Source organism: Martinezella lusitana (assembly GCF_010668395.1).
In the GTDB taxonomy this organism is placed as follows: domain Bacteria; phylum Pseudomonadota; class Alphaproteobacteria; order Rhizobiales; family Rhizobiaceae; genus Rhizobium; species Rhizobium lusitanum_A.
This window is the reverse complement of record NZ_WUEY01000016.1, coordinates 15630-28859: the sequence shown is the minus strand read 5'-3', so window position 1 is coordinate 28859 and position 13230 is coordinate 15630. Positions and strand designations below refer to the sequence as shown.

General features: G+C 56.2%; 14 protein-coding genes and 1 pseudogene. 12 read left to right on the top strand and 3 right to left on the bottom strand.

The features are described from left to right. Position 1: 1 nt before the first annotated feature. From GR212_RS26525 to xth, 5 genes and pseudogenes are all read left to right on the top strand, one after another. Positions 2 to 1084, top strand: coding sequence for an ABC transporter ATP-binding protein (locus tag GR212_RS26525; RefSeq protein ID WP_163991169.1), 1083 nt, complete (start codon positions 2 to 4; stop codon positions 1082 to 1084). A gap of 30 nt (positions 1085 to 1114) precedes the next feature. Next, complete coding sequence (locus tag GR212_RS26520) at positions 1115 to 2767, top strand: GMC oxidoreductase (RefSeq protein WP_163991168.1); 1653 nt, start codon at positions 1115 to 1117, stop codon at positions 2765 to 2767. A 15-nt stretch (positions 2768 to 2782) separates the two neighbouring features. Further along, a complete protein-coding gene (locus tag GR212_RS26515; protein WP_163991167.1) occupies positions 2783 to 2992 on the top strand; it encodes a hypothetical protein in 210 nt (69 codons plus the stop codon). A 110-nt stretch (positions 2993 to 3102) separates the two neighbouring features. Beyond that, positions 3103 to 3255: a hypothetical protein gene (locus tag GR212_RS36930; protein WP_204326774.1), complete on the top strand. Its 153-nt coding sequence runs from the start codon at positions 3103 to 3105 to the stop codon at positions 3253 to 3255. Between the two features lie 10 nt (positions 3256 to 3265). Then, positions 3266 to 4043 (top strand): annotated as a pseudogene (gene xth / locus GR212_RS26510) (exodeoxyribonuclease III). 374 nt (positions 4044 to 4417) lie between these two features. On the opposite strand, the gene GR212_RS26505 reads toward xth, so the two are convergent. Then, complete coding sequence (locus GR212_RS26505) at positions 4418 to 5311, bottom strand: SDR family oxidoreductase (protein WP_163991166.1); 894 nt, start codon at positions 5309 to 5311, stop codon at positions 4418 to 4420. Positions 5312 to 5652: 341 nt separating this feature from the next. Continuing rightward, positions 5653 to 5856 (bottom strand): CsbD family protein, encoded by a 204-nt coding sequence (locus tag GR212_RS26500; RefSeq protein WP_163991165.1) that lies wholly within the window; start codon positions 5854 to 5856, stop codon positions 5653 to 5655. 612 nt (positions 5857 to 6468) lie between these two features. Here GR212_RS26500 and GR212_RS26495 point away from each other — a divergent pair. The 7 genes from GR212_RS26495 to GR212_RS26465 all read left to right on the top strand — a co-directional run bounded on the left by GR212_RS26495 (position 6469) and on the right by GR212_RS26465 (position 12405). Continuing rightward, complete coding sequence (locus GR212_RS26495) at positions 6469 to 6861, top strand: hypothetical protein (protein WP_163991164.1); 393 nt, start codon at positions 6469 to 6471, stop codon at positions 6859 to 6861. Then, complete coding sequence (locus tag GR212_RS26490) at positions 6858 to 8042, top strand: alpha/beta fold hydrolase (protein ID WP_163991163.1); 1185 nt, start codon at positions 6858 to 6860, stop codon at positions 8040 to 8042. The genes GR212_RS26495 and GR212_RS26490 overlap by 4 nt, the downstream gene beginning before the upstream one ends. Further along, the gene (locus GR212_RS26485) at positions 8039 to 8635 is read left to right on the top strand and encodes a protein-S-isoprenylcysteine O-methyltransferase (RefSeq protein ID WP_163991161.1); all 597 of its coding nucleotides are present in this window, start codon (positions 8039 to 8041) and stop codon (positions 8633 to 8635) included. The genes GR212_RS26490 and GR212_RS26485 overlap by 4 nt, the downstream gene beginning before the upstream one ends. Further along, positions 8632 to 9273, top strand: a complete 642-nt coding sequence (locus GR212_RS26480) for a lipase (protein ID WP_246725969.1) — start codon at positions 8632 to 8634, stop codon at positions 9271 to 9273. The genes GR212_RS26485 and GR212_RS26480 overlap by 4 nt, the downstream gene beginning before the upstream one ends. 841 nt (positions 9274 to 10114) lie before the next feature. Beyond that, positions 10115 to 10363 carry a DUF982 domain-containing protein gene (locus GR212_RS26475; RefSeq protein ID WP_163991159.1) on the top strand — a complete coding sequence of 83 codons (249 nt, stop codon included), beginning with the start codon at positions 10115 to 10117 and terminating at the stop codon, positions 10361 to 10363. Between the two features lie 153 nt (positions 10364 to 10516). Further along, a complete protein-coding gene (locus tag GR212_RS26470) occupies positions 10517 to 11689 on the top strand; it encodes a DUF2252 family protein (RefSeq protein WP_163991157.1) in 1173 nt (390 codons plus the stop codon). A 515-nt stretch (positions 11690 to 12204) separates the two neighbouring features. Beyond that, entirely contained in the window at positions 12205 to 12405 is a 201-nt protein-coding gene (locus GR212_RS26465) for a hypothetical protein (protein WP_163991155.1), read from the top strand. 194 nt (positions 12406 to 12599) lie between these two features. Here the strand turns inward: GR212_RS26465 and GR212_RS37250 are convergent, their stop codons facing one another. Continuing rightward, positions 12600 to 12842: a DUF1236 domain-containing protein gene (locus GR212_RS37250; RefSeq protein WP_246725982.1), complete on the bottom strand. Its 243-nt coding sequence runs from the start codon at positions 12840 to 12842 to the stop codon at positions 12600 to 12602. Between the last annotated feature and the right edge of the window lie 388 nt (positions 12843 to 13230).

Here is a 13230-nt window from a genome sequence, read left to right as displayed (position 1 = left end):
CATGCAGCCTGCCGTAGCGGTAAAAGACCTCAAAATTGCCTATGGTGACCATACCGTCATCGAAAGGCTCTCCCTCGACATTGCTCCACGAGAATTTCTGGTGCTTCTCGGCCCATCCGGCTGCGGAAAATCGACGCTTCTGAATGCGATCGCCGGTCTGCAGGACATCCGCGACGGCGAGATGTGGATCTCGGGCAAGAACGTGACCTGGGAGGAGCCGAAAGATCGCGGAATCGGCATGGTTTTCCAGTCCTACGCGCTTTACCCGCGGATGACGGTGCGCAGAAACCTTTCCTTCGGCCTGCGCGTCGCCGGCCTGCCCAAGACTGAGATCGAGGCGCGAATTGCCCGCACGGCGTCGCTGCTGCATCTGGAGAGCCTGCTCGACCGACGCCCCTCCGAACTATCGGGTGGACAGCGCCAGCGTGTCGCGATCGGTAGAGCGCTGGTGCGCGAGGTGGATGTCTTCCTATTCGACGAACCGCTCTCCAATCTCGACGCGAAACTGCGCAATGAACTGCGTGTCGAGATTAAGAAGCTCCACCAGAGCCTTGGCAACACTATGATCTACGTGACGCACGATCAGGTTGAGGCGCTCACCCTCGCCGATCGGATCGCCATCATGAAGGACGGCGTCATCCAGCAACTCGCCAGCCCCTCTGAAATCTACAATCGGCCGGCGAATCTCTTCGTGGCGGGCTTCATCGGTGCTCCGGCGATGAACTTCATCCAGGGGCGGATCGAAACCAAGAACAGCAGACCTGTATTTGAAAGTAACGGGGTCGAGGTCAGTCTTTCGGCCTATTCGTTCGCGGGTACGGCTTTGCCTGGATCTGTCACCCTCGGCATCCGACCGGAGCATCTGATTGTGAATGCGTCATCCAACGCCATGGCCGTTATTCCCGGAACCGTTTCCGTGGTCGAGCCTATGGGAGCGGATGCCGTCGTATGGTTTGACTGGGCAGGAAAAGCCTTCTCGTACCGTGTGATGGGAGATGCGGGAGTGGAGCCCGGAGCGACGATCGAACTTGGAATCGACCTCGCTAAGATCTCTCTGTTCGGCACGGATGGCCGGCGTCTTTGAGGCGTCGCTTAACATTTACGGAATATTGCGATGACAGAGACGATTTATGATGCGCTGGTGATTGGCTCCGGTGCTGCCGGTTCCCTTGCTGCCAGGGAATTGACGGCCCAGGGCTTGTCTGTGCTGCTGCTGGAGGCAGGTCCCGCCGTGGCGGCCAAGGATTTTGATCCTTTCCGCAAGAAGGAGCCAGCAAGCAGCATCAACATATGGGAGCGTATCCGCGCCACCCTCAAGGGCCAGCCCATCCAGGCGCGCGCAGCGTTCTTCACCGAGCGGTTCAGCCATCTATTCGTCAACGACCGCAAAAATCCCTACACGACCCCAAAGAACGCCCCCTTCCTGTGGATCAGGGGCCGACAGAGCGGTGGGCGTCTCCATACATTCGGACGCGTACTGCTGCGTTGGACGGACGATGACTTTAGGATCAGATCGCTGACCGGCAAGGGCGTGGACTGGCCGTTGTCCTACGACGATCTCGCCCCCTACTATGCCGAGGTGGAGACGGAACTCGGCCTTTACGGCAACCGCGACGACCTCGCGACTTTGCCCGACGGCGTCTATGCACATCCCGCGAAGCTGACAAAGGCCGAAGAACACTTTAAACGGGACGTCGAGACCCGCTGGCCGGATCGCCATGTTGTTTCCTGGCGCTATATCGCGCCAGATCCGGAGCGTATGCTCCGGCCGCTGCGCGCAGCCCTAGCGACCGGCCGGCTGACGGTTCGCAACGATGCGGTCGTTCGCCGTGTCACCACAGACAATGCCACGGGCCTTGCGACCGGCGCGGAGTTCATTGACCGGGTCACCAATAAAGTCGAGACGGTAAAGGCGGCCCTTATCGTCCTGTCGGCATCGCCGATCGAGAGCGTGCGCCTGCTGCTCAATTCGGCCTCCATCCGACATCCGGAAGGGCTCGGCAATAGTTCCGGCACCCTCGGCCGCTATTTCATGGATCAGCTTCCCTGCCTCGCCTCCGGCACCTTTCCGCAGGAGAAGGGTTGGGAGACGGATGATTCCGCCCCTATCGATCCATTCTACAACCCTTCCGGCGGCATTTTCATTCCGCGCTTCGATGCCGGATCGCCGGCGCGTGGCGATTTCGACTATCAGGGCTCGGTCGGCCGCGCACCGGCGGCCGACGACGCGCCTTCGCGACTCTCCTTCTTCGGATTCGGAAGGATGCTTCCCTATGCCGACAACCGCATCACGCTGGACCCGAAGCGCAAGGACGCGTGGAAAATAGCCGTCCCGCATATCCGCTGCGTTATAGGCGAGGAGGAAAAGTCTCTCCTGAAGCGCCAGGAAGACACATTAATCGAGCTGGTGCACGGCGTGGGGGGCGAACTGGAATTCATCGGATCTCCCCTGGGGCTCAAGGAAATCGGCCGCGGTGCGTTCCCCGACGCCGATCCCCTCAGCCGGCTCATGTTTCGGACATGGTTCCGCAAGACGATGTGCATGGGCGCGGCCATCCACGAGGCAGGCGGCGCGCGCATGGGTGGCGTACCGACGCAATCCGTTCTCAATTCTTATAACCAGTGCTGGGATGCGCCGAACTTGATCGTGACGGATGCTTCCTCCTTCCCCGGTTCCGGGGTTGCGGGCACGACGCTGACGGTGATGGCGCTCACGATGCGCGCGTGCCGCCATCTTGCAGAAAGCTACCGCGCGGGCAAGGTCTGACGCACGGATGGGAGAATGGCAAAAATGAAGACGATAAAGATCCGGCCCTGTTTCTCGCCCGGTCGCCGGCGCGGCGCTGCGCCTTATGCGCGACGTGATGAACAACGCATTGTCGCCATACGGTCGGTCGATCTGATCATCGCTCATAACACCGGCTTCAATCGTCCCCTTTATGAAGCCTTGTCATCACCTGGCTACCGGCTCAATCAAGCTCATAGACCGTAGCATTGTCCTGGCCATGCCCCTTTCGAGAGTCGCTCCGAGAGTCCTGGTTACATGCATCTTTTGGCGGGTATGCGCGTTTCCTGAAGAAGGAACCATAAAAGGTTCCTACCATGAGCAAACGCGCACTGCTCGATAGAGGTACAAACAAGCTCTACGTCTGCCGCGGCAAGGAGGGGAAATCGAAGAGCGTAGGCATTTCGCGGTTGCAGTCGGCCGACTCCCATGATGACGCCAAGCCTGGTCAGGGCGCCCGCAAGCACTGACGTAAATCCCATGAAGCTCGCCACCTACCAATGTCAATGGTATCAATGGCAGCCTAGAAGTATTACTGCGGTGGCTCAAAGTGGCCAACCCAGATGTCGTCTGCCTGCAGGAGTTAAAGGCGCCGGACGAGAGGTTTCCTCGTCGCGAGATAGAGCGCGCCGGCTACGGGGCGATCTGGCATGGTCAAAAAGCCTGGAATGGCGTGGCGATCATTGCCCGCGATCAGGAGCCGCGCGAAACCCGACGCGGTCTTCCCGGCGATCTCGACGACAGCAACAGCCGCTACATCGAGGCGGCGATCGATGGGATGGTGATCGGGTGTTTTTACCTTCCAAACGGCAATCCGGCGCCTGGCCCGAAGTTCGATTACAAGCTCCGCTGGTTCGAGCGGCTGAACGCCTACGCTGCGGAGTTGTTCGAACTTGAGGTGCCGGTTGCCCTTGTCGGCGACTTTAACGTCATGCCCACCAATCTCGATGTCTACGCTTCGGAGCGGTGGCGTGACGATGCACTGTTCCGTTTGGAGGTGCGGGCCGCTTATGCCGAATTCATCACCATGGGATGGACCGACGCCATTCGCCTGCTGCATCCGGAAGAGCGGATCTATACATTCTGGAAATATTTCCGCAACGCCTTCGCACGCGATGCTGGTCTTCTTATCGACCACTTCCTGCTCAGCCCTTCGCTGCGTGAGCGGCTGCGGACCTCTGGCGTCGACAAGTTCGCGCGGACATGGGAGCGCACCAGCGACCATGCGCCCGTTTGGATTGAACTGGATGACACATAACCCTTTTATATCCCATAACCGATAGCTCTGAGGGTTCCAGCGGTGGCTTTTCCAGCAGCTTGACGATCTTGTCGCCGAGATCATTGACCGTCTCGCCAGAGAGGGAGATGGCACAGAAGTGGTGATCAAGGCCCTCCAGGACGTCCTCGCCAAGCGGAAGCTCGCCTATGATCAGAAGACCCGATAGCCAGAGCCGACGAGCTTGGATATCACCTCATCGTAAGCATGCGCATCATAGGGAAATCCATGAAGCAGGATGGGCGGAGTTCCGCTGACAGGACCCGCTTCATAGTAGGCATTGGCCAGAACGCCGGCTGGCACGCACCTCAAACTTGGTTCTCGTGACATCGTCGTCTCGGTTGCAGGTGTTTCGGTCAGGCTACGCCTTTGCCGCCGGTGACACCATAGACTTCACCATTGATGAAGCTGGCTTCTGGCGACGCTAGCAGGACGAAGACTGGCGCCAGTTCAACCGGCTGGCCAGGACGTCCGAAGTCACTGTCCTTGCCAAAATTCTTCACCTTCTCGCCCGGTTGGCCACCACTTGGCTGCAACACTGTCCAGACTGGCCCGGGTGCGACGACATTGGCGCGGATACCGCGTTCGATCAACTGCTTGGCAAGCGCCTTGGTATAGGCGACGATTCCGGCCTTTGTCGTGGCGTAGTCAAGAAGGATCGGCGATGGCTGGTAAGCTTGGATCGACGCCGTCGTGATGACGGCTGATCCGGCCGGCATATGGGGAACGGCCGCCTGAGCGATCCAGTGCAGCGCGTAAAGGTTGGTCTTCATCGTCTTGTCGAAATCTTCCGTCGACAACTCCTCGATCTTCTCGCGATATTGCTGGCGTCCAGCATTGATGACCAGGATATCAAGCCCGCCTAGGCCGGCGGCGGCGTTTTCGACCAGTTCCCGGCACCAAGCCTCATCCTTGATGTCGCCAGGCAGCCCGACAGCCTTGCGCCCCTCCGCTTCGATCAGCCCGATCACCTCCTTGGCATCGGCCTCCTCATCTGGGAGATAGGCAACCGCGACGTCGGCGCCCTCTCGAGCGAATGCGATCGCCGCGGCCCGGCCGATGCCGGAATCTCCGCCTGTCACAAGAGCCTTGCGGCCCATGAGCTTGCCGGAGCCATGATAGCTCTCCTCGCCATGGTCCGGGGTGGGATCCATCTTGCGGGCAAGCCCAGGGGCCTGTTGCGGCTGGTCTGGGAAGGGCGGACCCGGGTAAAGCTTGCGCGGGTCCTTTAGGGTGGCTTTGTCGTTCATAATGTCACCGTCAGATTGCTTAATGGATGCAATCTGACGAACGCCGGCCACGCTCCTTTGTTCCTGCAACAGTGCAGCCCGGGCACACGAAGCGCTCCAATGCTTCGCTACATAGAATCTCGCGAAATACCGGTCGTGACCAGCAATCTTCTCTCCCCGCCTGGAGGAGGCGGAGCTTCTGATTGCACGCACGACGAGCACGAGATACACAAAGCACTGGACGCGATCATGCTCGTATGCCGCTGATTTCTTGACTATTATAGATGAATACTCGACCTTTCGCCTTTAACGAATATTCGCCATAGTGAAGGAAAGGCCGGCATTGCCGACCTTCGCATTTATTACCACTTCTGGCGGCCATACCAATCGTCGATGTCGGATTTTGCTCGATCCTTCTGAAGGCCATATCGTTCCTGGAGCTTGCCTTCGAGCTGATCTCTCTTGCCGGCGATCTTTTCCAGATCGTCGTCCGTGAGTTTGCCCCACTGCTCCTTGATCTTACCCTTAACCTGCTTCCAGTTACCTTCCACACGATTCCAATCCATGAGTAGTTCTCCTTTTCGGTTGCATAACTCAATGCGCGAAGCCTCAGATTGTTCAGTCTTTTTCTGGCTGCTTCATCAACCGACATGATTGCTTCTCACCCTTCCCGCGATATCCTGGCAGGCGAAAACACCCTTGCTGACGATGGTCGCGCCGGCGCGAGGGAGAGCGCCGAAAGCATTTATAATCCACCGTATCGCGGGCATCCGATTAGCACTTTAAGTGTGCGATCGGCCAGTAAGGGGCTTAGAAGACCTTATCCGTAACGGATACTCCCATTACGTACGTTGGGTGGCATGCTTTGATTCGGCGTCATTCCCAGGCAGGAAGCCAAAAGCGGAAGCAACAATGGCGGCGGGGAATGTCTTGATGCGCGCGCCCGTCACGTGCACCTGTCGGTAGGCGTGCGTCGCGATCATGGATGGCGAAGGCCCAAGATGGTTCATGACGAGTTAACACCGCAGTGACCACGCCGGGAACAATTCGAAACATCGCGTGTTGAGGGCGAGTAAGGAGCTGCGTGACGCGACCTCTGATCGGTAGGAAGTCTTCACACCGGAGATCGGCTAGCCATCTCGAACGTCGAACGTGAGACCGCTTAATTGAGGGGGCGAATGGCCAACAGCAAAGCGTTTGAAGTCGACAAGAAGGCAGGCAAGCTGGCCGCAGCGGAGGAGCGGGATGCGTTCATTGCCGGCTTGATTATAGGCAAGTCCATATTTTTTGAAGAGCAGCACCACGATATCACGAACACCGAGAACGGGCGCCGAGGCGTCGCGGGCAGGACCAGGCGTATCGATAACGCCGATGCGGATCGGCTGTTCAATGCGGTGGTGTCCTTTGTGAAGGTGATCCCAAAAAACTCAAACGATCGGCTCGTTGTCGCATTGCCGCGAGAAAATGACAGCAGAATCGCTGTTTTAGTCTCACCCGATTGTCAGCTGTTATCCTCCCTTCACCGTGCGAACTTGACGCTGCCGGATAGGCTGATTACGGTTTTCAGATGAATCAGCCGGTGCAAAAGCGAGCCGTATTCTTCATTGGCGGTTACGACCCGAAGACGCCGACGGCCTTTTTCGATCGCTTGCGTAAAGAGATCTCTCGTTTCGATACACTTTGGGGTTATCAAACTGTGGTTTCCCCCGTTCAGAATGGAGGGGACAATGCCATAGGAACGGTCACCATTGCTACCCATGCACCGAAGGACGGTTGGTCGACAACAACCGATTTCAGCTTTCTGTGTCTTGATGAAATGGTGCTTTCTGACTTTGCGCGACCGCTGCCTGTCAGATTACTCCGCTATCTCTGGACGTTTGCCGACTTTGCCATTTCGGGAGCGGCGCTGAGGTTCCTTGCTCGTGCCTGGCGCTTTGGCCTTTATTTTCTTTATCCATTTATCATGATTACGTTGTTCTTATTTGCCGGCTACGCGGCAATGAAGGTCACGTTCTCATGGTTCGGACACGCAAGTTGGCTGGTTGGGGCATTCGTGTTTGGCGGGATGCTGTGGATCCTTGGAAAGCGATGGTCGGTCAGCCATCTGATGGATTTGTGGTCGTTCTCTCTCGATTTCATCCGCGGCAGGCGCCCTGACGCTGATGCACTCCTGCAGCGTTTTGCCGAAGAGATCGTTGCGCGCGTGCGGGCCGGCTCCTATGACGAGGTCGTTCTGATCGGGCACAGCACTGGCGGTATGCTGATGATTGATGCTGCGGCTCGCTGTCTTTCAATCGATAGCTTGTTTCCCAACCTCGCCGGCAAGGTCGTTCTCCTAACATTGGGATCAACGGCATTGAAAGCCGGGTATCATCCTGCGGGCAAGAACTTCCGGAAAGCAGTGGGGCATCTTGCCAACAACGACCAATTGGGATGGGTTGAAATCCAATGCCTGACCGACGCGATTAATTTCTATAAGACCAACCCGGTTGAGGAAATGGGATTGAAGTCTCAGGTCGATGGTTCTTTTCCCATCGTTCGAACGGTGAAAATAAAAGACATGCTCCAGCCCGGTACCTACGCGCGGATAAAGAGGAACCTTTTCAGAGTGCATTATCAATACATATTCGCGAACACGAGGCCCTATTGGTATGATTTCTTTCAGATTTGCTGCGGCCCGATTTACTTGAACGCGCGAGTACAGGACTTTATTGTTGGCGGATCGCGGAGGTGCAAGAGTAACGTGGAATGACACCAAAAATCGCAATCATCATATGGGCGATCGGCCTTATCGCATGGGTGGCAATTCGTGTTCCGCATCAGAAGCGGTCTCGCAAAACAAGGGTAGCCAGCAACGCCAAAACGCAGGGAGATCGACTGGCTCTGGCAGCGGCGACGATCGGACTGTCTGTCATTCCGATCGTTTTTGTCGCAACCGGCTTTCCGGCATTTGCCGACTATATTTTTCATCCATGGCTCAGTTGGATCGGTCTATTTTTTGAAGTCGCATTTCTCTGCCTGTTTTACGCAAGTCATCGTCAGCTGGGGAAAAATTGGTCGGTTACGTTGGAGATTCGTCAGGAGCACAAGCTCATAACGGACGGGCTTTATAGGTATGTCCGGCATCCGATGTATCTCTCATTCTGGTTATGGGCGATCGCGCAGGTCTGTCTTTTACCCAACGCAATTGCGGGCATGGCTGGCCTGGTCGGAGTTGCTGTTCTCTATTTCTCGCGTGTTCCCCATGAGGAAGCCATGATGCGTGCGGCATTCGGGGCATCCTATGACGACTATGCGAGACATACCGGTCGCATCGTTCCAAAACCTTGGTCGCCAAGCCGATGAAAAAGCCGAAGATGGTCAGAGAACCTGCCGCAACTCGCCGCTCTTTGCTGGTTTCTGGACTTGCTTTCGCATTCCTGAGCCTGGATGCCCGCGCGAATCCAAAATCGACGCTTGCAATTGGCAGGAACCGTGAGCGAGGACGGCCGGAAGTCTATCTACTGCGCGGCCTGGCGAATATTTTTTCGACGGGCCTCGACGAGATCGGCAGGAAACTGCAGGCGGATGGCATCGATGCGCGTGTCGAGGCATTCACTGCCTGGCGATCGATTTCAGATAAAATTGTCGGCGATCGCCAGAAATATGGAAAGCAACCTATTGCTCTTGTTGGTCATTCGCTTGGAGCAAACGCGATTATCTCTTTGGCCGAAGAACTGGATAAGCATCACATCCAAGTGGATTACATCGCGTCATTTGCTGCGACCAGCCCCGATCCATTGCCGGGAAACGTCAAACGTGCCGTAAATTTCTATTTCGCAAGCCGTAGCTGGGGGCTCCCGCTATCAGGAGGTCCTCGTTTCGCGGGAAGGCTGGAAAATCGCGACTGCTCCGGAGACTTGCGTATCAATCATTTCAACGTTGAGAAGCAGAGCGCTCTCCAGGATTCGGTCGTACGTGATATTCGTCGTGTTACCAAATAGCCTCAGCTTGGTCAAAGAGGGCGTTGTAGATGTCTATGCAGCCGATCTACTACGGGCACACGAGAGCAGCTGTCTTAGGCATTCCGGTTATTTTTCCCTCTATTTTCTTTGTTCCTATTCGACGGTCGGCGGGAGTGGCAGTCAATTTCGTCCCGTTGCCGCGAGCAAATCGACAGGCCCTGCCAACACCGAAGAAAAAGCGGCCGCGCGTCAGTGATGGTCGGAGGGAGTTGAACGAGATAATCAGCTGGATCCAGGCGGATCGGCACCGGGTTCCTATGGCTTGTTCGGTCCTCGTTTCACTTGATGAGTAATAGATTTGCTGCGACCAAAACATCTGCTCTGTTATTTCGCACATACACGGCAGGCGGAGTTCCCTTAAGAATGGGCTGCACATTTTCAGACCTCGCGCGGATGCTCGACAGTCAGGACCAGGGGCATTGGCACCGACACAATGAATGAAATTTCTAACTGGCTGCCAAAACGGTTTTGCGGGTGATCCAACAACTCGATCCTGACCTCTCGGTCCACGGCTTTTACCGAATACAGGGAGGCAGGTACGGAAGTCTCAAGATCGGCCTTGTGGCTTCTGGCTACTACTCGTTGGACTTCAAAGTCATTGGCGCCTATCCGGCCCGTGAGTACGTTGGCATTCGGACCGCTGCCGCGACTAGCAACATGTGGTATTCATTTGCTCTTTGCCGGTGCCAGTGGCCGATTCGATGCTGGAGTCATCAGCGGGCCTCGTCGGGGCCTGGCGATAATTGTTCAAATCGAGCAACACAGAGACAGCCGGGAACCGAATTGAAACATGCTCGTTTCTTCTAAAAGGAGCACCGCGATGCAATGGTGGAAACAACCGGTAATTATCAAGACTAACCGGCTTGGCGAGCGGATGGTCATCGAGAGCACAGAAGGCGCGACCGATTTCCTACTCAGCCATTGGCCACAGAATTCGAGCGGCTATGCCTTCACCGCTGCCAAGGTCGTTCTGCTTGAGGCTTTTGATGGAAAGCGTCAATGGCCTGATGCGCGTCAGGCGCTCATCGCAGCGTTGAATGAAGCGAACATTGCCTTTTCTGAAGGCTGAGGACGGTCGCGTGTCAATTCGGTCAATCGAATCACCGCCAGCAAGGGAAACGCAGCAACGTTATCTGCCGGCCACGTTGATATTCGACGAGAGAGCAGAATAAACATTTCGGACCATGGTGACTGCGGATAGATCCGAGAGTGGAGCCAGACCATGAATGACGAGGACCGCCTTTCGTTTCTGGAATCCTGGAGAAACCGGAAGATGGCACGATCTCCCGAAGCCTATATTCGCGGGACGACCAAGCTGTTCTACGAGTGGATAGACCGGAGTTCGGTGTCGATCCCGCAAGGACCCGCTGTTTGGATCTGTGGGGACTGTCATCTAGGTAACCTGGGTGCTCTTGCTGATTGTAATGGCGATGTTTCAGTTCAGATCAGGGATTTCGATCAGACGGTTATAGGCAATCCGGCACACGATCTCATACGGCTTGGCCTTTCGCTCGCCTCGCTTGCGCGGGATTCCGATTTGCCAGGTGTCACCACGGCAAGGATGCTTGACGCACTCGCTGCCGGATATGAGGCGGCATCCCTAACTGACGAGTCGAATAATCCGCACCTACGGCAACCTAAAGACATCAGGAAGCTTTTGAAGCAAGCTGTTCACAGGCGGTGGCGAGGTCTTGCAAAAGAGAATTTTCAGACAAAACGCCCTTCCCTGCCCCGGGACAACCGCTTCTGGTCGCTGCATTGGGCCGAACGGGCAGCTGTTATCGCAATGAGCAAAGGGGAGGAATTGAGCAAAATCCTCCTGGACTTTGAAAACCCCACGCCGAAGCGCCGCAGAGTCCTTGATGCCGCCTATTGGGTGAAGGGCTGCAGCTCGCTCGGTCATCTGCGATGCGCAGTCCTTGTGCGCGACGGCAAGAGGGGACCGGTCGCGTTACTCGACATTAAGGAAGCAATCGCGGCAACCTCGCCATCCGCGCACCGCGCGAGAATGCCACAAGACTGCGCTGAAAGAGTCGTGACTGGCGCGAAATCACTCTCACCCAATCTTGGCGACCGAATGGTCGCGTCGCATGTACTTAATAAAGCTGTATTTGTCCGCGAAATCGCGCCGCAGGATATGAAGATAGAAATAGATCGCATGTCTGGCGCCGAAATCCAGGCAGTGGCTAGCTATCTTGGTGGTGTGGTTGGCCGCGCCCATGGTCGACAAATAGATTTGCAGGAATGGCGAGCTTGGGTCCGCGAGCTGCGAACTGCGCGTAAGAAAAAGCCGGATGCACCGTCGTGGCTCTGGTCGAGCGTGATCGATCTCCTCTCCATTCATGACAGGGCCTATCTAGAGCATTGCCGGCAATTTGCGCTTGCCCGCCGATAACGGCAAATGCATCCCGCTCAAACCTCCTGCGATGCATCCTGTAGGCGAAATTATCAGCTTCTCACATCGCGCTCCGGCGATGGGGATCAGAGCGCCCCTTCTCGCTACTTACGCTGACATAAATGAGGATTTCCCACAGTGGTAGCTCTTGGGTATCATCCCTCTCAGGGTTCATCTCCAATCCCTCCATCGATGTTTTGCGAGGAAAGATTGGAGCTCCGTAGCGAGTCCAACAACAAAAGAATGGTGCGATGCGGCGGAAAGCATCCACTCCCGATGCCTCAACAGGAGTTTTTGAACGATCCGATCAGGATTCTGGAAAATACTCCTTCGCGCCGGAGCCGCGGGTTGGCCTTAGCGTAGCAAACCCTTCCTGGCACCCCCAACGAAGCAATGAATTTAGCGCGAGGATGGAGAACATTGTTGATTTGGTGGAACGCACGGGAACATCGACAGGTTTGGATTGTTAATCATTGCCCTTGGCATGATCAAAGGTATTCCAACAGGAGGAAACAATGGCTACCCATCCATCAAATGACCATCATCATACAGCAGCCGGCCACCATGCTGCGGCAGCGCACCATCACTACGAGGCCGCGCATGCGCACACAAGTGGCAAGCATGAGGAGGCAAAGCGGCATTCAGAAGCCGCGCACGAGCATGCGGAACGCGCCCATAAATCTTCCAGTGAAGCCCATAAGCAATCCGCGAAATAAATAACACCACCGCGGCACCGATCTGGAGGTGCCTCCTATCGACGGAGGCACCGGTCGGCAAGTGTCGTCGGTGCGGAGGCTACCGCTGGTATACATGCTGCCGCAGGGGATGAATACTGGAGCTGCAACTTCCAGCGCGATGGATGAGTATGCTATCAGGCACAAAAGTAGGTATATGTTTTTGCAGCACGTACCTATTGAACGACCTCAACAACCGTGCGCGTACGAGGGTCCACGAGAACGACGTGGTTGTTCAGAATGGTATAACGGTGCTTCGTTACTCCATATTCCGGTGGGACGTCATAGTATTGCACGTCCTCCTCGGGAAGCACGGCACCGACTGCGACGCTGTCTTGATATACAATCGATGGCCGCTTCTCTTTTACGACATAGTCATGAAAGCGGGGGTGCTCATCAATTCCCAGCAGTCCATTCATGCCGCCGGTTCCTGCCCGCACCACCAACCACTACGCCAACAGGCCCCGCCTGCCGATTACCTTCGTCCGCGCCGTTTCGCGCTCCGCCCACCACGCCTTAAGCGTGAGCGGCCAACGGCCCCAGCGCGCCGATTGCAAGAGCGCCAAACAATATGCTGATTTTTCTTGACACTATTTCGCCTCCTTGACGAACGCGTAAAAAGCCCAACGAGATTAGACTATCCTTGTCGAACGCGATCTGCGATTGTTCCGTTTTGGTAACGGCGAATTTTGCTTTCCAAGGCACCTGCCCCTTGGAGGAGACGAAGGAAAGCAACTGGAGGGCGCGAGGCGCTTATCGCCGCGAGCTACAACGGTCAATTTAGCTGTCGGTCTCAATTACCGACGT

What these genes read in the sequence shown, in the direction of transcription:
- GR212_RS26525 (WP_163991169.1), top strand. Translation starts at nt 2, where the DNA reads ATGCAGCCTGCCGTAGCGGTAAAAGACCTCAAAATTGCCTATGGTGAC.
- GR212_RS26520 (WP_163991168.1), top strand. Translation starts at nt 1,115, where the DNA reads ATGACAGAGACGATTTATGATGCGCTGGTGATTGGCTCCGGTGCTGCC.
- GR212_RS26515 (WP_163991167.1), top strand. Translation starts at nt 2,783, where the DNA reads ATGGCAAAAATGAAGACGATAAAGATCCGGCCCTGTTTCTCGCCCGGT.
- GR212_RS36930 (WP_204326774.1), top strand. Translation starts at nt 3,103, where the DNA reads ATGAGCAAACGCGCACTGCTCGATAGAGGTACAAACAAGCTCTACGTC.
- GR212_RS26505 (WP_163991166.1), bottom strand. Translation starts at nt 5,311, where the DNA reads ATGAACGACAAAGCCACCCTAAAGGACCCGCGCAAGCTTTACCCGGGT.
- GR212_RS26500 (WP_163991165.1), bottom strand. Translation starts at nt 5,856, where the DNA reads ATGGATTGGAATCGTGTGGAAGGTAACTGGAAGCAGGTTAAGGGTAAG.
- GR212_RS26495 (WP_163991164.1), top strand. Translation starts at nt 6,469, where the DNA reads ATGGCCAACAGCAAAGCGTTTGAAGTCGACAAGAAGGCAGGCAAGCTG.
- GR212_RS26490 (WP_163991163.1), top strand. Translation starts at nt 6,858, where the DNA reads ATGAATCAGCCGGTGCAAAAGCGAGCCGTATTCTTCATTGGCGGTTAC.
- GR212_RS26485 (WP_163991161.1), top strand. Translation starts at nt 8,039, where the DNA reads ATGACACCAAAAATCGCAATCATCATATGGGCGATCGGCCTTATCGCA.
- GR212_RS26480 (WP_246725969.1), top strand. Translation starts at nt 8,632, where the DNA reads ATGAAAAAGCCGAAGATGGTCAGAGAACCTGCCGCAACTCGCCGCTCT.
- GR212_RS26475 (WP_163991159.1), top strand. Translation starts at nt 10,115, where the DNA reads ATGCAATGGTGGAAACAACCGGTAATTATCAAGACTAACCGGCTTGGC.
- GR212_RS26470 (WP_163991157.1), top strand. Translation starts at nt 10,517, where the DNA reads ATGAATGACGAGGACCGCCTTTCGTTTCTGGAATCCTGGAGAAACCGG.
- GR212_RS26465 (WP_163991155.1), top strand. Translation starts at nt 12,205, where the DNA reads ATGGCTACCCATCCATCAAATGACCATCATCATACAGCAGCCGGCCAC.
- GR212_RS37250 (WP_246725982.1), bottom strand. Translation starts at nt 12,842, where the DNA reads ATGAATGGACTGCTGGGAATTGATGAGCACCCCCGCTTTCATGACTAT.